Source organism: Halomonas sp. 5021, from assembly GCF_036663435.1.
GTDB classification, from domain to species: domain Bacteria; phylum Pseudomonadota; class Gammaproteobacteria; order Pseudomonadales; family Halomonadaceae; genus Vreelandella; species Vreelandella janggokensis.
Map to the genome: position 1 here is coordinate 85502 of NZ_JAXOVU010000011.1, position 22185 is coordinate 107686.

Annotated in this window: 20 protein-coding genes and 1 riboswitch; of the genes, 13 read left to right on the forward strand and 7 right to left on the reverse strand. The window is 56.3% G+C overall.

The window, feature by feature from the left end:
• Positions 1-10: 10 nt before the first annotated feature.
• Positions 11-850, reverse strand: coding sequence for an outer membrane protein OmpK (locus R3F64_RS15500; RefSeq protein ID WP_085918162.1), 840 nt, complete (start codon positions 848-850; stop codon positions 11-13).
• A 355-nt stretch (positions 851-1205) separates the two neighbouring features.
• Here R3F64_RS15500 and R3F64_RS15505 point away from each other — a divergent pair, with 355 nt between their 5' ends.
• The 7 genes from R3F64_RS15505 (at position 1206) to R3F64_RS15535 (ending at position 7846) form a co-directional block, all read left to right on the forward strand.
• Positions 1206-1973 (forward strand): DeoR/GlpR family DNA-binding transcription regulator, encoded by a 768-nt coding sequence (locus tag R3F64_RS15505; RefSeq protein ID WP_085918161.1) that lies wholly within the window; start codon positions 1206-1208, stop codon positions 1971-1973.
• Positions 1974-2281: 308 nt separating this feature from the next.
• The gene (cyoA, locus tag R3F64_RS15510; RefSeq protein ID WP_199283768.1) at positions 2282-3238 is read left to right on the forward strand and encodes a ubiquinol oxidase subunit II; all 957 of its coding nucleotides are present in this window, start codon (positions 2282-2284) and stop codon (positions 3236-3238) included.
• 3 nt (positions 3239-3241) lie between these two features.
• A complete protein-coding gene (gene cyoB, locus R3F64_RS15515) occupies positions 3242-5281 on the forward strand; it encodes a cytochrome o ubiquinol oxidase subunit I (protein ID WP_199283767.1) in 2040 nt (679 codons plus the stop codon).
• A 2-nt stretch (positions 5282-5283) separates the two neighbouring features.
• Positions 5284-5904 carry a cytochrome o ubiquinol oxidase subunit III gene (gene cyoC, locus R3F64_RS15520; protein WP_199283766.1) on the forward strand — a complete coding sequence of 207 codons (621 nt, stop codon included), beginning with the start codon at positions 5284-5286 and terminating at the stop codon, positions 5902-5904.
• A gap of 1 nt (position 5905) precedes the next feature.
• Positions 5906-6223, forward strand: a complete 318-nt coding sequence (cyoD, locus tag R3F64_RS15525) for a cytochrome o ubiquinol oxidase subunit IV (protein WP_199283765.1) — start codon at positions 5906-5908, stop codon at positions 6221-6223.
• 5 nt (positions 6224-6228) lie between these two features.
• On the forward strand, positions 6229-7122 hold the full coding sequence (gene cyoE / locus R3F64_RS15530) for a heme o synthase (protein ID WP_199283764.1): 894 nt from the start codon (positions 6229-6231) through the stop codon (positions 7120-7122).
• A gap of 118 nt (positions 7123-7240) precedes the next feature.
• Positions 7241-7846 (forward strand): Yip1 family protein, encoded by a 606-nt coding sequence (locus R3F64_RS15535; protein ID WP_085918156.1) that lies wholly within the window; start codon positions 7241-7243, stop codon positions 7844-7846.
• 89 nt (positions 7847-7935) lie between these two features.
• On the opposite strand, the gene pta is transcribed toward R3F64_RS15535, so the two are convergent.
• Together pta and R3F64_RS15545 are read right to left on the reverse strand one after the other, a co-directional pair.
• Positions 7936-10119, reverse strand: coding sequence for a phosphate acetyltransferase (gene pta, locus R3F64_RS15540; RefSeq protein ID WP_199283763.1), 2184 nt, complete (start codon positions 10117-10119; stop codon positions 7936-7938).
• A complete protein-coding gene (locus tag R3F64_RS15545) occupies positions 10116-11300 on the reverse strand; it encodes an acetate/propionate family kinase (RefSeq protein WP_199283762.1) in 1185 nt (394 codons plus the stop codon). Before R3F64_RS15545 ends, pta begins: the two co-directional genes overlap by 4 nt.
• 164 nt (positions 11301-11464) lie before the next feature.
• Here R3F64_RS15545 and R3F64_RS15550 point away from each other — a divergent pair, with 164 nt between their 5' ends.
• From R3F64_RS15550 to R3F64_RS15570, 5 genes are all read left to right on the forward strand, one after another.
• Entirely contained in the window at positions 11465-12385 is a 921-nt protein-coding gene (locus R3F64_RS15550; protein ID WP_199283761.1) for an EamA family transporter, read from the forward strand.
• A 63-nt stretch (positions 12386-12448) separates the two neighbouring features.
• Positions 12449-13510, forward strand: coding sequence for an HlyD family secretion protein (locus tag R3F64_RS15555; protein ID WP_199283760.1), 1062 nt, complete (start codon positions 12449-12451; stop codon positions 13508-13510).
• Between the two features lie 2 nt (positions 13511-13512).
• Positions 13513-14589, forward strand: a complete 1077-nt coding sequence (locus R3F64_RS15560) for a DUF2955 domain-containing protein (protein ID WP_199283759.1) — start codon at positions 13513-13515, stop codon at positions 14587-14589.
• A 173-nt stretch (positions 14590-14762) separates the two neighbouring features.
• Entirely contained in the window at positions 14763-14948 is a 186-nt protein-coding gene (locus R3F64_RS15565; protein WP_082925981.1) for a CsbD family protein, read from the forward strand.
• Positions 14949-15090: 142 nt separating this feature from the next.
• Positions 15091-16170, forward strand: coding sequence for an NAD(P)-dependent alcohol dehydrogenase (locus R3F64_RS15570; RefSeq protein ID WP_199283758.1), 1080 nt, complete (start codon positions 15091-15093; stop codon positions 16168-16170).
• A 107-nt stretch (positions 16171-16277) separates the two neighbouring features.
• Here R3F64_RS15570 and R3F64_RS15575 read toward each other — a convergent pair whose 3' ends face one another.
• The 4 genes from R3F64_RS15575 to R3F64_RS19440 all read right to left on the reverse strand — a co-directional run bounded on the left by R3F64_RS15575 (position 16278) and on the right by R3F64_RS19440 (position 21189).
• Positions 16278-17948 (reverse strand): hypothetical protein, encoded by a 1671-nt coding sequence (locus R3F64_RS15575; protein ID WP_332612464.1) that lies wholly within the window; start codon positions 17946-17948, stop codon positions 16278-16280.
• Between the two features lie 180 nt (positions 17949-18128).
• Complete coding sequence (gene thiC, locus R3F64_RS15580; protein ID WP_332612466.1) at positions 18129-20018, reverse strand: phosphomethylpyrimidine synthase ThiC; 1890 nt, start codon at positions 20016-20018, stop codon at positions 18129-18131.
• 31 nt (positions 20019-20049) lie between these two features.
• Entirely contained in the window at positions 20050-20733 is a 684-nt protein-coding gene (gene tenA / locus R3F64_RS15585; protein WP_332612471.1) for a thiaminase II, read from the reverse strand.
• A gap of 89 nt (positions 20734-20822) precedes the next feature.
• A riboswitch (TPP riboswitch) is annotated at positions 20823-20978 on the reverse strand.
• The gene (locus R3F64_RS19440) at positions 20944-21189 is read right to left on the reverse strand and encodes a phage integrase N-terminal SAM-like domain-containing protein (protein WP_366065239.1); all 246 of its coding nucleotides are present in this window, start codon (positions 21187-21189) and stop codon (positions 20944-20946) included. It overlaps the preceding riboswitch by 35 nt.
• Before the next feature lie 330 nt (positions 21190-21519).
• On the opposite strand from R3F64_RS19440, the gene R3F64_RS15590 reads away from it, so the two are divergent.
• The gene (locus R3F64_RS15590) at positions 21520-22119 is read left to right on the forward strand and encodes a HEPN domain-containing protein (protein ID WP_332612468.1); all 600 of its coding nucleotides are present in this window, start codon (positions 21520-21522) and stop codon (positions 22117-22119) included.
• Positions 22120-22185: the final 66 nt, after the last annotated feature.

Sequence of the window (22185 nt, forward strand, 5' to 3'; positions counted from 1 at the left end):
CAAGTGCGTGTTACAGCAGGTTGAGCTTCACAGTGTAAATCATCGCGTTCTGATAATTGTTAGGCGTGCCTAGTTTTTCATCAGAATAGCGGTACTGGATGCCGGTCGTGATCAACTCGGAAGGATGCCACCACAAGCTTACCGCGCCATTGGTGCCCACGCTGTCAGCCTTGCCACCGACGTAGTTCTGTTCCAGGTATTCGTCGTCCCGGCCAAAGGTCTGCTCGTGCCAGTTGGTGACACCAAACTTCTGGCCAAAGGCATTGAAGTCGTAGCCCGCGACCCAGCCGGCCATGAAGCCGTTCGAACCGGTGTAACTGTTACTTTGCACCCGGGCGGCACCCAGAAACGGCTTGAACCAAATGCCGTTATCGAAGTTGGCTAGATAGCCCAGACCCAGAATCTGGTCTTGCTCGCGGCTATTGAAACCGTAATCGCGAAAGTCGTAGAGGTGGGCATAAATCGATAACGGGCTGTCGCCCAGGTAAATGTGCGAGGTCAACTTGCCCGCCGTACGGAAGTTATCGGTGCCGCCGCTTGATTCGTCGAACTGGTCGTTGGTCGGGTTTTCAAAATCGAAGAAGCCGTAAAACTCACCCCATTCGTAGCCAAGCCCACCCTCGATTTCCAGGAACATGAAATCGCTCTTGGCGGCATTGCTCGCGGTACGGTTTTCGGTGCCGTCAGACCAGTCAAGGTAATTGACCGACACATTGGCAAACGACCAAATGGGATCAAAGGCGTCCGCATTAGCGGTGCTGGCGGCACCGGCGATTAATACGCCAGCCCCAAGCGCTGTTAGCGACGCGCGTGAAGGAGTAGCGGAGATAAAACGAGTACGAGCAGTCATGGTAGCCTCAACAGGTTTGTTAGTTGCAGTTTTGATCCGCCTCAACGACGGACGTGAGGGCTGGCGTTGACCCGTGTCAGCGGGTTTCTGGAATTGTAATGTTAAAATTATAACATTTAGTGTTATTTTTCTAACGCCATTTTGCAACTTTTATCCCGTCAACGGTCATTAAATGATAAACGGCTGACATGTGTTTCAAGAATCGTTGGTTTAATGGTAATTCTTTGAGTGCTCGCTCAGCATAAGGGGTGGTCCTCTGCAAGAAGGGGGAGAGCCCTCAGCCATCAAGGGGAAACGCCCAGTGATAACCTAGGCCCATTCAACGACAACAGGCCGTTACCAGGAGAAGCTGTCAATGAAAGACCGAAGCGCGTTGCGCTTGGCAACGTTGCAAGAGGCGCTAGCAAGTGGCGGGACGCTGCATCTGCGCGATGCAGCCGAGCTGTGCGGTGTGTCCGAAATGACCATCCGGCGGGATGTGAATGCCTATCCTCAAGTGATCAGCCTGCTTGGTGGTCGGCTGGTCATGGCGCATACACCGGGAGTTACGCCGGTATATGACTTGACCGAGCAACAGGCCAGCCACTACCAGGCGAAAAGTCGCCTGTGCCAACGTGCTCAACGTTTCATAGAGGATGGCGATACGCTGTTTGTTGATTGTGGCTCGACATTGATGCCGCTGATGAATCAGTTGGGGGGCTTTCAGGAACTGACAGTGATTACCTATGCCCTCAACATCGCGAATGCTGTCGCACCCTTGCCGAACGTGCGACTGGTTTTGCTGGGTGGCTTGTTTTATCCGGCGTCGCAGTCTTTTGCCAGTGACACCATGGCCGAGTCCATCGAGCGGCTGGGTATTAACAAGGCATTTATTTCGGCGGCGGGTGTCGATATGCAGCGTGGAGTGAGTTGCTTCCATTTCCATGAGGTGCTGCCCAAGCAGGCGGCGATGGCGTCGGCCATGCGGCGTCTATTGGTCGTAGATGCCAGTAAATTCGGTGTGGTACGACCGGCGTACTTTGCGTCAGTGAGTGAGTTTGACGTCATTGTCACCGACGAGGAGGGCGCCCCGGCCTTGCTGCGCGATGCGCACAGCGCTCACCCGACGATCACTGCGCCATAGCCTCTAGCGTCGTTTTTTGGATTAAATTTGCCAAGTTACCTTTAAGCCGTGGACCAATCGTGGCAGAATCCGCGGCGTTTACCTGCGGCAAATCGTCTCTTCTCTTCTGCGTCATTGATGCGAGAATAGCCTTCGTCTGCGGTAACTGTGTTCGGTGTTAGCCTGCCGAACGATCCTCTCTCGCGATCAGACGTCGACGTTAAGCACCTGCTTATCGACTGCGTTTGCTCAAGAGATTTTGTTAGCTCGCTATCCAGAATGGCAGCTTGTTTACAATGTTTGCCTCCCAGCCCTGACGAGGTCGTAACATGAGAAAAAACCTCTACGCCAAAGCGGCAGGTATTCTACTGTTGCTTTCTTTATTTTTATTGCTGGGTGGTTGTAGCTCGGCGCTGATGGATCCTAAGGGTCAGATCGGCGAAGAGCAACGCACCCTGATTCTGACAGCCTTTGGCATTATGCAGATCGTCGTGCTTCCCGTTATCGGGATGACGCTGTTCTTCGCATGGCGCTATCGTCGCAGTAACCACAAGGCCGCCTACACGCCTGACTGGGCTCACAACACCTGGGTTGAAGTGGTGGTGTGGCTGATTCCATGCGTTATTGTTCTCTTCCTAGCGGGGCTGACCTGGTACACCTCGCACAGCCTGGACCCGCACAAGTCCATTGCTGAGGAAGGCGAAGAAACGCTTGAAATCCAGGCTGTGTCCATGGATTGGAAGTGGCTGTTCATCTATCCCGAGCAAGGCATTGCCACGGTCAACGAGGTGGCGTTCCCCACGGATACGCCCGTACGTTTCCGGGTCAGCTCCGCGTCAGTGATGAATTCGTTCTTCATTCCTGAGCTTGGCAGCCAGATCTATGCCATGGCGGGTATGGATAACGACGTCCATCTGATTGCAGACGAGGAAGGCACTTACCCAGGTCGTTCTACCAACTACAGTGGTTCGGGCTTCTCGGGCATGACCTTTGACGCGCATGCGACATCGGAAGAAGGCTTCGATGAGTGGGTGGCAGAAGTCAAAGCGTCCTCCCAATCGATAAGCTTCGACGATGGCTATAACGAGCTGTTGAAGCCAAGCCGTAATCATCCGGTCGAGTACTTCTCTGAAGTATCGCCAACCCTCTATGACGACATCCTGAACGTTTACCACAGCGGTGAGCCTGTTGAGGTGTTGCCTGATGAGACCGGATACAAAAATGCCAGTAGCGATCATCAAGAGCAGGACGGCGATATGGCGATGAACGCGGAGGCAGCGGAGTAAACTATGTTTGGAAAACTCGGTTTAGACTCGATCCCCTTTTACGATCCCATCATGGTAACGCTCATGGTCATGACCGCCTTGGGCGGAGCGGTAGTGTTAGGGGGTGTTACCTACTTCCGCAAGTGGGGCTACCTGTGGAGTGAGTGGGTAACCTCGGTCGATCATAAAAAGATCGGGATCATGTATTTCATCGTGGCACTGGTGATGCTGATCCGCGGTATTGGTGAAGCGCTGATGATGCGTGCCCAGTTGGCGATTGCCTCTGGCGGGGCAGAAGGCTTCCTGCCGCCGGAGCACTACGACCAGCTGTTCACGACCCATGGCGTGATCATGATCTTCTTCGTGGCCATGCCCATGGTCATCGGTTTGATGAACCTGATCGTGCCGCTGCAGATCGGTGCGCGCGACGTCGCCTATCCGTTCCTGAACAACCTCAGCTTCTGGTTGTTTGTATCCGGTGCGATGATCGTCAACCTATCTCTGTTTATCGGCCAGTTTGGTACCACCGGCTGGTTGGCCTATGCGCCTCTCTCGGGGATTGAGTACAGTCCCGGGGTCGGGGTCGACTACTGGATATGGGCGTTGCAGATATCCGGGGTGGGTACCACCTTGACGGGGATCAACTTCTTCGTGACGATCCTGAAAATGCGTGCGCCGGGCATGAAAATGTTCCGCATGCCTATTTTCACCTGGACGTCGCTGTGCGCCAACGTGCTGATCATCGCGTCCTTCCCGATTCTGACCGCGACGATCGCGCTGCTGACCCTTGATCGCTACCTGGGGATGAACTTCTTCACCAACGATCTTGGCGGCAACGTGATGATGTACGTCAACCTCATCTGGGCCTGGGGCCATCCTGAGGTATACATCCTGATTCTGCCGGCCTTCGGGGTGTTCTCTGAAGTCGTGGCGACGTACGCCCGCAAACGGCTGTTCGGCTACCACACCATGGTATGGGCCACCGTCGCGATTACGATTCTGTCGTTTGTCGTGTGGCTGCACCACTTCTTCACTATGGGGGCGGGGGCCAACGTCAATGCCTTCTTCGGCATCATGACGATGATCATCGCCATCCCCACGGGCGTGAAGGTATTCAACTGGCTGTTCACCATGTACCGCGGCAGCATCGAGCTGTCCGTGCCCATGCTGTGGCTCATCGGTTTCATCATCGTCTTTACCATCGGTGGTATGACCGGCGTCATGTTGTCGGTGCCAGCGGCCAACTTTGTGCTGCATAACAGCCTGTTCGTTATCGCCCACTTCCATAACGTCATCATCGGCGGTGTGGTGTTCGGCATGATGGCGGGATTGTACTACTGGTTCCCGAAGGCGTTTGGCTTCAAGCTCGACGAAAAGTGGGGCAAGCGCAGCTTCTGGTGCTGGTTGATCGGCTTTCTCATGGCCTTTATGCCACTCTACGTGCTCAGCTTCGATGGGGCCGTGCGTCGCATGTCGTCTTACGGACCCACCGAGTGGCAGCCGATGATGATCATTGCCTTTATCGGTGCCTGCATTATCCTGATGGGTATCTTGTCGACGCTGATCATGGTGGCGGTCAGCATCAAGAACCGCCATAGCATGAAGTATGCTGACATGAGCGGTGACCCTTGGGATGGCCGTACCCTCGAGTGGGCAACGTCCTCTCCTGCGCCGTTCTACAACTTTGCGCATCTGCCGAAAATCAGCGGTATCGATGACTTCTGGCGCCAGAAACAGGAAGGTCGTGATGCGATCAGCAGCGGTCCTTATCAGGACATCCACATGCCGCGGAATACGATTGCGGGACCGGTGATCAGTCTGTTCTCGATGATCTTTGGCTTTGCCTTGGTATGGCACATCTGGTGGCTGGCGATTGTCGGTGGTATCGGTATGTTTGTCGCCTTCATCGCACGCGTTGCCAATGACGACATTGATTACTACGTGCCAGCGGCTGAAGTCGAACGTATTGAGACTGCACATAAACAGCGCCTCGAAGAGTATCGGGAGTGGTTGAAGCAGCATCCCGAAGAAGCGTCTCATCTACAGGTCCGGATGCAGGGGTAACCATGGCGAACGAAGCAGTAACTAACCACGACGATCACGCTCATCCCGAGACGCATGATCACCACGATACCGGCAGCATCAAGGTGTTCGGTTTCTGGGTTTACCTGATGAGCGACTTGGTAATCTTCGGAATACTATTCGCTACCTTTGCCGTGCTCCTTCGGGGCACGGCCGGTGGACCCGACGGCTCAGAGATCTTTGATCTACCACTGATTCTGACCGGTACCTTTGCACTGCTGATCAGTAGTTTTACCTATGGGATGGCGGTGCTGGCAATGACCGCCGAGAAGGTCGACAAGGTCAAGAAATGGCTTTGGATCACCTTCGTGCTGGGAGCAGCCTTTATCGCCATGGAGATTTATGAGTTCCAGCATCTCATAAATCTCGGCTATGGCCCTGATCGCAGCGGCTTCTTGTCTGCCTTCTTTACACTGGTTGGCACACACGGTCTGCACGTAACCTTCGGGCTGATCTGGATCCTGGTGGTACTCTATCAGCTGCGTACCAAGGGTCTGAACGATATGACGCGTCCGCGTATTTTGTGTCTAAGCTTGTTCTGGCACTTTCTGGATATCGTGTGGATTTGTGTATTCTCATTCGTCTACCTGATGGGGGCTCTGTAATATGAAGGACTCACCCACTGCACACGGCAGCGTCAAGTCTTATGTGACGGGGCTGATTCTCTCCATCGTGCTGACCATTATCCCGTTCGCGGCGGTGATGAGCGGCGCGTTGAGCATGAATGCCACCGTCTGGACGATCGTGATCACTGCAGTTGCCCAGATATTGGTGCAGCTTGTGATGTTCATGCACATGGACACCAAGCAGGAGGAAGGCTGGAATTTGATGTCTTTCGTCTTCACCTTGGTTATTCTCGGCCTGGTTGTTGGAGGATCGTTGTGGATCATGCAACATCTACACCTCAATCTACAAATGGGATAACGTTTATGGTCAACGTGGGCGATTATTTCGCCCTCACCAAACCGGGCATCATTGGTGGCAATACCATTTCGGTCATGGGCGGCTATTTTTTAGCCGCCCGCGGCGACTTTGACTTGCTACTGTTTATGAGCGCGGTGGTGGGCCTGGCGCTGGTCATTGCGTCGGGCTGTGCCTTCAATAACGTGATTGATCGCGATATCGATGCGGTGATGAGCCGTACGCGTACGCGGGCCCTGGTGCAGGGGCGCATTACCCCTGTTTCGGCGCTGTGCTTTGCGACACTACTCGGCATTGCCGGCTTCTCGGTACTGGCGTTGGGCACCAATGCGCTCACCGTCGGGCTTGCCGGCTTTGGCTATGCTATTTATGTCGGGGCATATAGCCTTTACATGAAGCGGCATTCAGAGTTCGGCACCCTGGTGGGGAGCCTATCTGGCGCAATACCGCCGGTGGTGGGTTACTGCGCCGTGACGAACCAACTGGACGCAGGCGCACTGACGCTGCTGTTGATTTTCTGCCTATGGCAAATGCCGCATTCCTATGCGATCGCTATTTTCCGGATGGATGATTATCGCGCCGCTTCAATTCCGGTCCTGCCAGTCGTTCGCGGTATTGCCTCGGCTCGCCGCTACATCCTTGGCTATATTGTGGCGTTCATTGCCGCGTCATTGGCATTAGCGCTGGCTGGCTATGCCGGCGTTGGCTATCTGATCGTGGCATTGGTGATGGGAAGCTATTGGCTTTACCAAGCCGTGCAGGGCTATCACGGAAGCGATGATGTTCGCTGGGCCAGGCGCGTTTTTGGTGTATCGATTCTGGCGATTACGGCGCTTAGTGTTGCCATGTCGCTGGATGCCAGCCTGCTCTCGTTACCTCCGTTGTTAGACCGTTGGTTATGAAGTACGTCAGAAATTAGGCAGGAGTGCAATGCTCCTGTCTATACTGTCTATAAGCCCGATGCGGGTTTGACCGGCTATCCCGTCGGTTAGAATAAAAAGGACAGTAGGAGGCGTACCCATGCTGACACACGTCTGGGGCTTGATGGCCCACCCTCAGCGCGAATGGAAACAAATGCACGATGAGCACGAAACGGTGTTTCATCTTTATGCCCACCATGTGCTGATTCTAAGCGCAGTACCCGTAGTCTGTTCCTTCATTGGCACCACTCAGTTTGGCTGGGGACTCGGTGCTGAGCGCACCATTCAGTTGGGTTTGCTGGACGCCTTTTATGCGGGCATCGTTTTCTACCTGGTCATTCTGGCGGCCGTGTTTTTCATGGGCAATGTTATCCACTGGATGGCACAACGTTTTGTTGACCCCCCGAACCGTCGCCGCTGCGTAAAATTTGCAGGCTATGTCGCTACCCCCATGTTGCTCAGCGGCGTTGTGGCGCTTTATCCCATTGTATGGCTCTGCCTGCTGGCCGGTGTGATCGGACTTTGCTGGTCGGGTTATCTGCTCTACGTGGGGATACCGAACTTCCTGGATATCTCTGATGAGCAGGGGTTTATCGTTTCCAGCGCGACGTTGGCAATTGGGGTGCTGGTATTGGAGATGCTGCTGGCAGCGACGGTACTGCTGTGGGGCTACGGTGAGCGGATAATCCTGAGTATTCTGCAATAGCCAGTGTCGACATGCCTTCTGTATGTCTTCAGACATTTAATGCCTGCCACCTCATCGTCAACGATAAGGTGGCAGCTTGCGTTGGTGAGTCAGGCGAGTCGTTGACTGGCCTGAATGGCGGTGAGGGCAATGGTATAAACGATATCATCGACCAGCGCGCCACGTGAGAGGTCGTTCACCGGCTTGTTCAGGCCCTGCAGCATGGGGCCAACGCTGACCACCCGTGCGCTACGTTGAACGGCTTTGTAAGTGGTATTGCCGGTATTGAGATCCGGGAAGACAAACACCGTGGCCTTGCCCGCCACAGGCGAGTCAGGAGCCTTCTGTTTGCCGACGCTTTCGATCGCGGCAGCGTCGTATTGAAGCGGGCCATCAATGAGTAAGTGTGGTGCGCGCTGCTGGGCAATGCGCGTCGCCTCGCGCACCTTGTCGACATCGGCCCCGGTACCTGAGTCGCCAGTCGAGTAGCTGATCATCGCGACGCGTGGTTCGATACCAAAGGCTTCGGCAGAACGGGCGCCCTGCAGGGCGATCTCGGCCAGCGTTTCAGCGTCCGGGTCGGGGTTCACGGCGCAATCACCATAGACCACTACCTGCTCCGGCAGCAGCATGAAGAATATCGACGAGACCTGATGATATTCTGGCGCGGTTTTAATCAGTTGGAACGCAGGGCGTACGGTATTGGCCGTAGTGTGTACCGCCCCTGATACCAAACCATCGACTTCATCCAGCTGCAGCATCATGGTGCCGAGCACGACATTGTCCTGCAACTGGGCCTCGGCGGTTAACTCGTTGAGCTTGCCGCGCCGGCGGTCGACCATGGGCGCGATGTAATGTGCGCGGGTGCTTTCCGGGTCGATGATGGTCAGCTCTTCTGGCAACGTCAGGCCGCGGTTGCGAGCGATGCTGTCAATGTCATCGCGTTTACCCAGCAGCACACAGTTGGCGATGCCGCGGCGTTGACAGATAATCGCTGCTTCGATGGTGCGTGGCTCGTCGCCTTCAGGCAGCACAATACGTTTCTTGGCGTGCTGGGCGAGCTTGACCAGTTGGTGACGAAACGCCGAGGGCGAAAGACGATGCGTGTAGCCGCGACTGAGATGGGTCTTTAACCATTCCAGGTCGATGTGAGCTGCGACATAACGGGCCACCTGTTCTGCGCGCTCGAAATCGTCCATGGGAATTTCGTTACTCAACTGGCTCAAGTTCTGGGCGGTGGTCAGGCTGTCGGTATCGACGGCGAGCACAGGGAGGCCGGTTTTCAGCGCTGGTCGACACATTTCAATCATGTTGTCGTTAGGCATAAAGCCATTGGTCAGCAGTACGCCTGCCAGCCGAGTGCCGTTCATGGTGGCAAGCGCAGAAGCCAGTATCACGTCGTCGCGGTCGCCAGACGCCACGACCAGGCTACCCGGCGTGAAAATATGCAATGCATTGGCGGCACTTCGGGCGCATAGGCTGGTGGAAAGCACCCTGCGACTGAGGGCCTCGCCTTCGTTCAGCATCTTTGCCTTCAGTGCCCGTGCGACATCCAGCGTGCGCGGTGCGCTGAGGGCGTTGCTGTAAGGGACAACGCCAATCAGGTGAAACTTGTCAGTCGCCAGAGCAGGGGAATACTGGCGGAGTTCAGCGAGCACCGACTCTTCCAACTGAGGTTTAAAGGTGCCCGGCGCTGCAGAAAGATCATCGTCCTGGGCATAAGGTAAGTTTTTCATACGCATTAAAATGCCGCCCAGGGTACGGCTTGAGCTGACGCCGCCAAAGCTGCGCGCGTGCATATCTAGCTGGTCCGCCAAGGCCTCAGGCTCATTTAAATCCCCGGTGCCGACCAGAATAATGCGTGCATTTAATGCATTGGCCAACTGTGCATTGGTCTGGGTGGCGTAGGTGGTGTGCTGGGTAGGGACGACGCCCTCGACCACCACCAGATCCAGTGCGCTGCCGTCGCGATAAGCCTGCTGGGTGACCTGATCGTAGAGCTCGATGACGTTTTCCATCAGCTCATCGGTCTGGTTGTCGCGCAGCAGGCGCTCCAGGCGGGTCTGGGAAATGGGCGAGGGCGGGCGCTGATTCAGCGCCCGGGACACCAGCGCCGTTGAGCGATCAAGGCCCGGGCCGTTCAACTCGTTCTGCATGAACGGTTTTAGGAAGCCCGCCTTGAGACCAATGGTATCCAGCGCTTGAATCAGCCCGAGACAGGCGGAGGTTAACCCGGCCCCTTCGCTGGTGGGCACAAGCAAAATGGCCTGAGGAGTTTCGGAGGGCGTATTCATGCTTGGGTCTCCAGGCAGTGGCGGGTTTCCAGAGCGATACGGGCTTCCTCATCGGTGGGGATGACCCATACTTCTGGGCCGCGATGACCGTCGCGATCCAGCGCGCCTTCCCGGCCGCGAACCGTGGCGTCGTTAGTCGCGTCGTCCAGCGCAAAGCCGAAGTGGGGCATCAGCTGAATCACCCGGCGACGCACCTGGGGCGAGTTTTCGCCGATGCCGCCGGTGAAGATCACGCCATCGAGGGTGGGAAGCGCGCAGGACAGGCCGGCCAGTGATTTGGCGATACGGTAGCAGAAAACCTCCACCGCCAGCGACGCCCCCGCGTGGCCCTGTTCGGCGGCCTGTTCGATTTCGCGCATGTCGTTGGTCAGGCCGGAAAGCCCCAGCAGGCCGCTCTGCTTGTTCAGCACGTTATCGATCTCTTCCAGCGACCAACCCAGCTGGCGGTGAAGATGCGCGTGCAGGCCGGGGTCGACATCGCCGCTGCGGGTCCCCATTACCAGGCCTTCCAGCGGCGTTAACCCCATGCTGGTGTCCAGGCTTTGGTGTTGCCACACGGCGCTGGTCGAGCAACCGTTGCCCAGGTGCGCTGTCAGCCAGCCGCCAGCTCCCCTGTCGCTTAACTCCCCGGCGCGCTGGCTAACAAAGGCATGGCTGGTGCCGTGAAAGCCGTAACGGCGAATACCATGATGGGTATAAAGCGCTTCAGGCAGCGCATAGCGGTAGGCGCGCGGCGGCAGGGTTTGATGAAAGGCGGTATCAAACACGGCGACCTGAGGAAGCGATGGAAAGACGTTTCGAGTCGCGGCAATACCGGTCAGGTTAGCCGGGTTATGGAGAGGCGCCAAGGCCGCGGTGGTTTCAATGGCGGCGATGACATGCTCATCAATCAGCGCCGCTTCTGTGAAATGTTCACCGCCATGAACGATACGGTGGCCCACCGCAGAGGGCAGTCGGCCTTCCAGATTATCCAGAATAGCGCTAATGGCTTCGGCATGGTCGGCGCCAGGCAGTGATTTGATAAAACGCTCACCGGCGTTATCGTTGCCCTTTAGCTGTGCATCCGCACTGTCCAAACGCTCGACAATACCATCAAGACGTGCCGCCTTGGGGTCTGCATCAATCAGTGCGTATTTAATGGAAGAGGAACCGCAGTTAATGACCAGAACCGACGCGTTCATAGAGGCCTTCTGTCGATAGAGAGACAATGGGTTGATTAGACGTTAGTATAACATTATGTGAGGTTGGCGGTCAGTGCACCTATATCGTTAGCCTTCTAGCTACAATCCCGGCATGCTGGGTATTACCACCCTTCGTTTCATCATAAAAAGAGCCCGCTTCCAACATGCAATCCCCCTCGCTTCCGTCTGTTTTACCCCGTCACTTGGCCATCCTGCTGTTAATGACGGTGGCGACGATGTTCGCGGCCAACCACGTCTCGGCGCGACTGGCGTTCGATAATGGCACAGGGCTTTTGCTGGCGGTGCTTACCCGCTCAGGTGTGGCCTGCTTGATTCTGGTTTGTCTGGTCGTTGCACAAAAAAAGCGCCTCTGGCTGCCGCCGGGCACCTGGCCGTGGCAGCTTGCGGTCGGGCTCTGTATCACGGTGCAGAGCCTCTGTTTGTACTCGGCCGTGGCGCGCTTGCCCGTGGTCATTGCCCTGTTACTGGTGAATACCTTTCCGATCCAGTTGGCATTGCTGAGTTGGGCGTTAGGTGGACCGCGACCCACGCTGCGCAGCTGTCTGATCATGGGCACGATTCTGATCGGCTTACTGGTGGTGCTCGATATTCCCGCCTGGTACGCCAATATAGACGATATGGGCCCCGGTTGGCTGGCGGGCATCGGCTTCGGTTTGACGGCGGCGTTTGCCTTCGCCTGTGCTCTCTGGACTACGGAGCACCGGCTCGCGAGAGTGGGGAGTACCCTGCGCAGCCTGCTCACCATGCAAACGGTGTTTATCGCCATGATCATCGGTGGCCTTACCGGCATTGTGCCCGGAGGTATGAGCTTGCCGGAAACTAACCAGGGCTGGATTGGGTTAGCGCTTTTGGGGTTGTTGTACGGCTCGGCATTTTCGACCCTGTTTATCTTTGTGCCTCGACTGAATATGGCGCGCAACGCACCGGTAATGAATATCGAACCCGTCGCTTCGTTAGTGATTGGTTACTTCGTCCTGGGCCAAATGCTCAGCCCCAGTCAGTTGGTCGGTGGGGCCGTGGTTGTTGGGGGGATTATGGTGCTGAGTCTCTCCAGGCAGCGGTAATATTGTTAGCGCGCTAATTAAATGATAAGCTAATGCTGTCATTAACACGCTAATGAGTCCTGCATGTCCCCCGAACAACGTTTTGCCCGTTGGGTAAAGGTAGCGGTTGCTGCCTTTATTCTTTTGTTTGTGTATTTTCTCATCGCCGATAGCTTTATGCCCATCACCCCGGAAGCGCGGGTGATGCGCCCGGTGACGCGTATTGCCCCTGAATTGAGCGCGCCTGTTAAGGAAGTGATGGTAGACGACCATCAGCAGGTAGCTAAAGGTGATGTGCTGTTCCGCCTGGACCCGGCGCCGTTTCAGCTAGCGCTCGCCGAAGCCCGGCTCAATCGCGAACAAGCCCTGCAAGACAATGCCCGCTTGAGGGCAGAGCTTGCGGCCGCCCGTGCCAGGCTGGCATCGGCAGAGGCCACGGCCCAGGAACGTCGTGGCGAGCGCCGTCGTGGGGAAGCGTTGCTCGCACAGCACAGCCTTTCTCGTCAGCAGTACGATCAGCAGGTTGCCGCCGAACAAACGGCGACGTCCGCCGTCGCCTCTGCCCAGGCCGAAATTGAAAGCCTTGAAGTACAGTTGGGTGAGGAGGGCGAGGCCAATTTGCGTTTGCGTCAGGCGGAAAATGCCCTGGAAAAAGCGCAGTTGGATATGGCGCATACCCAAGTCCGCGCTGCGCAGCCGGGGGTAGTTACCAACCTTCAACTGCAGGCGGGCGACTACGTTCAGGCCGGTCAGCCTGCATTGGCGCTGGTGGCCGATCAGATGGATATCATTGCCGATTTCCGCGAGAAGAGCCTGCGTCATGTGCACCCCGGCGATCAGGCAAAAGTTGTCTTCGACAGTTGGCCGGGGAAGGTGTTTGAAGGCAAGGTCAGTGCCTTTGATGCGGGCGTGCGTAACGGCCAGCTGGCTGCCGATGGCCAACTGGCTGATATTCCGACGACGGATCGCTGGGTGCGCGATGCCCAGCGGCTACGCCTCCACGTGGCACTCGACGAACCGGTCCCCTCGTTACCGGCCAGTGGTGCTCGTGCCTCTGTTCAGCTGGTGCCGGGCGGCCACCTGTTGGCCAGGCCGTTCGCCGCGCTTCAGGCGCGTTTAATCAGCTGGCTTCACGCGGTGTATTGAGCATGGCAATCCGACGGCTATTGAAGCCCTACCGCCCGGCGGCGGATAAGCACCCTGCCGGATTAACGGAGAACGGCCTGCGCCAATGTTTGCGGGTGGCAGGCGGTGGCCTGATGGGGTTTGTGGTCAGCCAACTGATGGATTGGAACTACGGCGTGTTCTTCACCGTTTTTCCGATGTTTTTGCTGGGGATGGTGCCCATCCTGAACGGCCATATCGTGCGCCAGTTTCTGGCCAATGTGTCGATCAATGTACTCGAGGTCAGCTTGGTCGTTGGTTTGCTCAAGCATATGCCCGTGGTGATGACGTTGGTAGTGCTGGCGATGTTCTCCTTTCGCTTTTATCTCATGGCCAAAGGCCCCTTGTTCTTGTTCGGGGCCAACGGTGTGCTGACGCTCAGCATTCTGCTGCACTTTGCCAGTTACCCAAGTGTTGATTTGAGCGACTTGCTGGCCAGTAACATGGTGGCCAGCGGGCTTGCGGTGTTCATCGCCATGCTGATGTACACGCTATTTCCCGATGTTGAGCCACGTCAGCCGCCACCCAAAGGCATAAAACCCGCTGAACAAATTCGCCACGAAACCCTGATGGGCGGCATCACCGCGACGCTATCGTTTGTGATGTTTCAAGTATTTGATCTGCAAGGGTCGCTCTCGGCGCAGATGGCGACCATTCTGGTGCTTTTCTCACTGGGCTATGACGGCGCCAAAGTGTCTGCGGGCAAGCGTGCCGTGGGCACGCTTCTGGGGTGCAACCTCGCGCTTGCCATGCAACTGGTGCTGTATACCCAAAGCCACCATTTTATGCTGGTCATCCTGCTCTACTGGCTGGGTCTCATGCTGTTCGCAAGGGAGCACATTCTGGAAGGCGGCGGCTCTGGCATCGGTTTTGGTGGGCTGACAACGCTGGGCATTTTATTTGGTCAGTCGTTGGGGCCGGGGCAAGACCTCGTTTACAGCGCGCTATACCGTTTTTCGTCGATGAGCGTGGCGTTGCTGGCAACGCTGCTGGTGATGGCCTGCCTGCATGTTGCACTGAACTCCAGGTCGCCCACGCGCTTACCCGATGCGGTAGGCTAAAAGAAATTGCGGTGATATTTCAGATACCGACTATGCTGATGAAAGCGCCTAGGACGAAGTAAGTATTTACTTTTTAGGCGCTGTCTCCAGATCTATCTTCAGAACTATTTCCAGTACTATCTCCAGCGCTGTCTCCAGCACTATTCTCCACTAACGGACTAGAGGTGTTCATCATGGCAAGTGGCAAAAAAGACAAGGCGAAAGGGGCTGCCAGTCAGACCGTCGGTAAACTGAAAGAAGCGGCGGGCAAGGTGACCGGAAGCGGCAAAACCGAAGCCAAAGGCAAAGCCCAACAGGCAAAGGGCGGCATGCAGAAAGGCGTAGGTCATTTGAGGGAGAATCAGAAAAAACAACGCTAGCCACATGATACTGACGACCAACAGGGGGCTTCGGCCCCCTGTTGGCGTTTAAGCGCGGTAAGTTTGATCCAGCGCAATATGGCGCGTCGTCTTGTGTGCCGTAATGGTCAGGTGATTCGACTTCCGACCGAGGAGACGTCCCATGCCGACCATGATGAAAGCGGCCATTTTTGTTGAACCTGGCCGTATTGAAATTGACGACAAACCGATCCCTGAGATTGGCCCCAACGATGCCTTGATGCGCGTGACCACCACGACCATCTGCGGCACCGATGTACATATCCTGAAAGGCGAATACCCGGTGGAGCGTGGCCTGACGATTGGTCACGAGCCCGTGGGTGTTATCGAGAAATTGGGTGCCAACGTCCAAGGGTACCACGAAGGCCAGCGAGTGATCGCTGGGGCGATCTGCCCGAGCTTTACCTCCTATGGCTGCCAGGACGGCTGTTCATCCCAGGATGGCGGCCACCACAGCCACGGCTACAAACCCATGGGCGGCTGGCGTTTCGGTAACACCATCGACGGCGCCCAGGCGGAGTACCTGTTGGTACCGGATGTCCAGGCCAATCTCTCGCCGGTGCCGGATGGCCTGACCGATGAGCAGGTACTGATGTGCCCCGACATCATGTCGACCGGGTTTGCCGGTGCCGAAGCCGGAGGGATCAAGATTGGCGACATCGTGGTGGTGTTTGCCCAGGGGCCGATCGGCCTTTGCGCGACGGCCGGTGCAAGGCTGCGCGGGGCGGGCATGATCATCGCCGTTGACGGCGTGGATGAGCGTTTGACCATGGCCAAGCAGATGGGCGCCGACGTGACGCTGGACTTTCGCAAGGTCGACGTGGTGGATGAAATCCTCAAGCTCACCGGTGGGCGTGGGGTCGATTGCGCCATTGAAGCGCTCGGCCTGCAGCAGACGTTCGAGTCGGCCTTGCGGGTGTTAAAACCCGGTGGCACGCTCTCCAGCCTTGGCGTCTACTCCGAAGACCTGACGGTTCCGCTGGGGGCGTTTTGTGCGGGGCTTGGTGACCACAAGATCATTACCTCCCTGTGCCCGGGTGGCAAAGAGCGCATGCGCCGGCTGATGAGCATCATCGCCGCCGGCCGCCTGGATCTGGGCCCCATGGTTACCCACCGCTACGCGCTGGAGAACATCGTCGAAGCCTACGATCTTTTCGCCCACCAGCGCGACGGCGTCTTGAAAGTGGCGCTCGGGGTCTCCTGAGTTTCAGGCACCGTATAAAACAACGAGGCTATAAATGAAAAACCCGCTAACGGTTATCTGTATAACTGTCAGCGGGTTTTATTGCTGGCGGCAATAGCCGCCAGGTATCAGTCCAGTTCCAGCGAGAAACTCATTTCAACGCCTGCATCGTCCACTCTGAACCAGTACTCCATGTTCTTGTAGATATCCGCATACTGTCTGAACATTTCAATATCGGACGTTTCCAGCTCATCGGAAGGCACCTGCTCCATGACATCGGCCAGGGAATGATAAAACTCGCCGGTCAGATGACCATGAAGCAGTAGGTCGCGCTCTGACGCAGGGGCTTGCAGGGCTTTCTGCAGTGACGACGGGTCGCTGATGTCTGCGCCCAGGGCAATGGCCGTGTCAGACATGGCGGCATGGAGCGTCGGTGTCTCTGGCGGCAGCATCATGCTTTCGATTTGCTTGGCCTCTCCGCCTGGTTCAAGTTCGAGCGCCCCGAATTCAGGCATGAAGGCACCTGCGGTCGTCACCAGCCCCATAGGGTTGGGGGAGGCAAGGGTCAGGATGCCGCTGCCACTGGGTTCGCCATCGGTGACTGTCAGGCTGTCGATGCGCGCTCTCAAGCCGGATAGCGCTGACCCGATCATCATGGTGGCCGGGTTGTTCATCGCCGTGTTGATGTCTCTCCAGGCGCTATTCAAATCCTGTAGCTCATCACAGCTGAAGGGGGTCTGACGCACTTCCTGGGCATATCTCTGGGCTGTCTGAAGCAGTAAGGGTAAGTTCAGGCCCATTCCGAAACTGGCCATACCCTCCGTGCTGCCAAGACCTGGCACCTGAGTGGTCAGAGCGCGCAGGTCACTGACGATCGCTTCATCGGTTTCCAGGATGACATTCATCTCCATGCGGTCTTGATTGTACTCGCGCATGCCCATAACAAGGCCGGGGAAGCGGCTGGTGAGGCGGTCAATATCGGTTTGGCAGGCAGACAGATCCAATTGCTCTGCCTCAACGGCGTCCATCAATGCCTGAGTACCTGCATGGGAAGGAGAGCTGAGCTCATTAAGCAGGCGTGAAAAGTCGACTTCCCCGGCACCGTAAGGGGTAAAGTCATGGCGTTGCTCAAGCGCTGCCAGCGCGCCAGAATCTTCAAGGCTGCTGTCAGGCAAATCGCTACCCAGTACCTGCGCAAGCAACTCGTCGCTGGCATCCTGCGGTACTACCGACATCAGCAGCTTCTGATCTTCAATGACGAGGATCGCCTGGACGGGCGCCTCGGGCGTCAGGACCCAGTACTCGGTGCCGTTGGTGGTGGCCGTGCTGGGGGTGATCTCCGCCTTGGTCAGGATGCGCTGAAGCGTTTCGCGAAAGGCCTCTTCATCCTGCAGCTGCATGCGCAATACAGGCAAGATACCCAGTCCATACAAGGCGGCGCGAGGGCTCACCTTCAGGCCCAGCGCATGGAAATCATCCAGTGACTCAACACCGTCGAGCTCTTCACCCATGGCGATCAGCAGCTTCATCATTGACCGCGACGCTTCATCGTCAATATCGGGCAGCGTCGCGCGCAGTTCATCCAGATCAGACTCAAGGCTCGCCATGGGCTGAAAGCGCTGATAGAGATCAAAGGCTTCCTGCTCGGGCATTGCCTCACTGGAGGCCATGAAGTAAGGGGAATCAGCCGGAATATAACTCAGCATCGTCGCTGCTTCGGTTGATGCGTTGTCATCGCTGCAGCCGCTAAGCAGGCCTGCGCTGATCAGGGTAACCGCCAGGGAAAGTTGGGTTTTCATCGGGTATTCGTTCCTTGAATGGTGTTGGTTTTAGGTGGTTGTTGGCCTTAATAATCAGTAAATGATAATCATACACATAATTTTATTTATGATCTTCTCCTTAAGTAAAAAGTGACCCTTGAGGCTTGTCAACACTCAAGAGCCACCTTGCTCAGCTATGTAATTTGCTAAGCCGCTGCTTTAAACCTCCTGGTACAGCTCGCTGCCTTTCTGGCGAAATTTCTCCGCCTGCTCCTCCATGCCTTTCATCACCGCTTCCTGGTCGCCGTCCAGGCCGTGTTCATTGGCATAGTCACGAACCTCCTGGCTGATCTTCATGGAGCAGAACTTCGGCCCGCACATGGAGCAGAAATGGGCCACCTTGGCGGAATCCTTGGGCAGGGTCTCGTCGTGGTATTCCCGGGCGGTGTCCGGGTCCAGCCCCAGGTTGAACTGGTCTTCCCAGCGGAATTCAAACCGTGCCTTGGAAAGCGCATTATCGCGCCGCTGTGCCGCCGGGTGGCCTTTGGCCAAGTCTGCTGCGTGGGCGGCAATCTTGTAAGTAATAATGCCGGTTTTAACGTCGTCTTTATTGGGCAGCCCCAGGTGTTCTTTAGGCGTCACGTAGCAGAGCATCGCACAGCCAAACCAGCCGATCATCGCCGCCCCAATGCCGGAGGTGATGTGGTCGTAGCCGGGGGCGATATCGGTGACCAGCGGGCCGAGGGTATAGAAGGGCGCCTCGTCGCAGTACTCCAACTGCTTATCCATGTTCTCTTTCACCAAGTGCATGGGCACATGGCCGGGGCCTTCGATCATCACCTGCACATCGTGCTTCCAGGCGATATGGGTCAGCTCGCCAAGGGTTTTCAGCTCCGCCATTTGCGCTTCGTCGTTGGCATCCGCCACCGAGCCGGGACGCAGGCCATCGCCGAGGGAGAACGCCACGTCGTACTGCTTGCAGATCTCGCAGATCTCTTCGAAATGGGTGTACAGGAAGCTCTCCTGGTGGTGGTACAAACACCACTTGGCCATGATCGAGCCGCCGCGGCTGACAATGCCGGTGACCCGCTTGGCGGTGAGCGGCACATAGCGCAACAGTACGCCCGCGTGAATGGTGAAGTAGTCCACGCCCTGTTCGGCCTGCTCAATCAGCGTATCGCGGAAGACTTCCCAGGTGAGGTCCTCGGCCACGCCTTTAACCTTCTCCAGCGCCTGATAGATGGGCACCGTGCCAATCGGCACCGGCGAGTTGCGCAGAATCCACTCGCGGGTTTCGTGGATATTTTGCCCCGTGGAGAGATCCATGATGGTATCCGCGCCCCAGCGGATGCCCCAGGTCATCTTGTCCACCTCTTCTTCGATGGAAGACGTCACCGCGGAGTTACCCAGGTTGCCATTAATCTTGACCAGGAAGTTACGGCCGATAATCATCGGCTCGCTTTCCGGGTGGTTGATGTTATTGGGAATGATCGCCCGCCCGCGGGCGACTTCATCACGCACAAACTCGGGCGTAATCTCTTCCGGTAGGCTGGCGCCAAAGCTCTGACCTGTATGCTGGTGGCCCAAAATACGCTCTACTTCTTCAGACCCTAACGCCTGGCGGCGCTGGTTTTCGCGGATGGCAATAAACTCCATTTCCGGCGTGATAATCCCCTGGCGCGCGTAGTAAAGCTGAGTGACGTTTTTACCGGGCTTTGCCCGGCGCGGGGTGCGGGTTAAATCAAAGCGCAGCTGGGCCAGCGTCGGGTCGTTGGCGCGGCGGTTGCCGTATTCCGATGTGGGGCCTGAGAGAAATTCGGTGTCGTCGCGCTCTTCAATCCACGCCCGGCGAAGTTCCGGCAGGCCGCGGCGCAGGTCATTGTTAGCGTCGGGGTCAGTATAGGGGCCGGAGGTGTCGTACACCAGCAGCGGCGGGTTCTCTTCATCAATGCCGGTGGTTTTGGTCGGCGATAGCGAAATTTCCCGGAACGGCACGCGGATATCCGGCCGTGAGCCTTCGACATACACCTTCCTTGAGCCAGGCAGCGGCTGAATGGCGGCGGCATCGACCTGGGCGGTTTCGGCTAAAAAGTGACTGGTTTTGCTCATTACGGTCTCCATAGGTTGTTGTGGTGCTGCATTAAGCTGTCAGGTCTTGGTCTATGAGCTCTAGGCCCATCTGCCAGAAGTCGATTTCCAGGCGGGTGGCATCGCGGAAAATTTTGCTGAGTTCAGCAAAGCGGGCAGGGGTAACGTCGGCCAGGCGGGTATTGAGCCATTCAAGCTCCGCCTGCATGGCGGCCTGAAACTCGTCGCCTTCGTACATGGCGATCCAGGCGTCATAGGGATTTTGCTCGCCGCGTACCGTAGATGGCTGAGCGTTTAGCCAGTTGGCGATCTCGCCGTAGCCCACCAGGCAGGGGGCCAGCGCCACATGTAGATCGAGCAGGTCGCCGCGGCTGCCGGTATCCAATACATAGCGCGTGTAGGCAAGCGTCGCCCTGGCTTCGGGAAGCGCCTCCAACTCCTGTTCGGAAATCCCCCACTCCTGGCAAAAGCCCACGTGCAGGCCCAATTCCACGTCCACGATGGCTTTCATGCCGTCATGGGCCTGGCGCAAATCCGCAAGGGTGGGGCTTTTATAGGCAGCCAGCGCATAGGCGCGAGCGAAGTGAATCAAAAACAGGTAGTCCTGCTTCAGGTAGTGGCGAAACGACGCCTCAGGCAGCGTGGCATTGCCCAACTGACGCACAAAATCGTGCTCGATATAAGCACGCCAATCGTTATGGCAGGCGGTGGTGAGATCGGTAAAGCGGTAGCCCATGATGCCTCCGGTAGTAATGATCCGGAGGGCAGGCGAGAGATCGAGGAAATGGCCCGGAAAGGTGGCTTGCGATCGTGGGAGAAAGTTAGCCATGACCATCGCTTGATCCCTACGCCGGTACCCGTGCTGCTCAATGTTAAGCAGCGCATTAGCCGGATCAGGTTCAGCGGGACCAGCGCTTGGCAGCAAAAATGCTCGCCCTGCGCCATCTCAGCCGGATATCACCGGCACCCCGTCAAGCTGTTCGTTAGCGGAGTGTAGGAGGCGGTTGGGGGAGATGCAAGGGGGACTAATGGTGAAGCGCATTCTGCGAGTGGTTGATCTAAAAAGGGGGTCAAGAAATACGATGGCATTCAGCGCTTGGTTCTGTTTTTCCGTAGCAGCGCGCCTTTCTATCGCGAGATATTCCAAAAATTGCCGCACTTCATTGCCTGTCATGGTGGCGGGATGCCGCATACTATGAAAACGAATGAAAAAGCGAATCCTGTAGCAATAAGTTTTCTCAGTGCGAAGTATAGCGCTTGACTCTTAGGGCAGCTTTCACCCTCTCCATCAGTTTCATAGATTGCACCCATGTGACTTTAGCTGTTTTTATATACAGTTTTATTGAAAACAGAAAATCGCGCAAGCGCGCGAATTTTGGCTATGCTGCCAAATTTTGCTTTGCTCTCAAGGGAATCAATGGGGTAGAGTCAAAATGGTTGGCTACAAAATACCAATGAATGTGCCGTCGCATTCATTGATGTTTTGTAGCTGGGTGTAGATTCACTGTTAAAAGGGTCCTTGATGCCGTCATCAAGCTTTAAAAAATTCGAGAGCAACTTGCTAATCGATGTCGATCGCATCATAGAAAGCCATGGGCATCTTAATCACGATGGTAAAGGGCGGCGGGCACTTGGGCATATTACTCGCAGCGGAGTTCTTATGCTCTGCGCTGCATGGGAGCTATACATAGAAGAACTACTCATGGAAGGCGTTAATTACTTTACGGGAAAACTGGATTCGCCGAAGCAACTGCCGAAACCGGTACAGAAAGAACTCTCCCGAACCGTCAAAGAGTCAAAGCACGAATTAAAGCCGTTGGAGTTGGCGGGCGAGGGCTGGAAAGACCTGTACAGGAACCATGTTTCCGAGGTTCTTCAAGGGTTGAATACTCCTAAGTCCGGAAACTTAGATCCGCTATACACCCGTTTCCTCGGTATTCCAGAGATGTCTGGTTGGTGGACTTTAGGTAAAAATTCAATCAACGACTTCGTGTCATCCCGGGGTGATATAGCCCATAAAGGTAGGGATGCTCATTATGTCACCATCATCAATTTAAGAGAGTATCGCCAGCAGGTTGAAACAACAGCGCTGGATGTCGATAACGAGCTAAGGAGACTCTGAATAAGTCTCCGAAATCAGCGATAATACGGCCATCGTCAACTGCCTAGGATTCATTACCGCATGGAT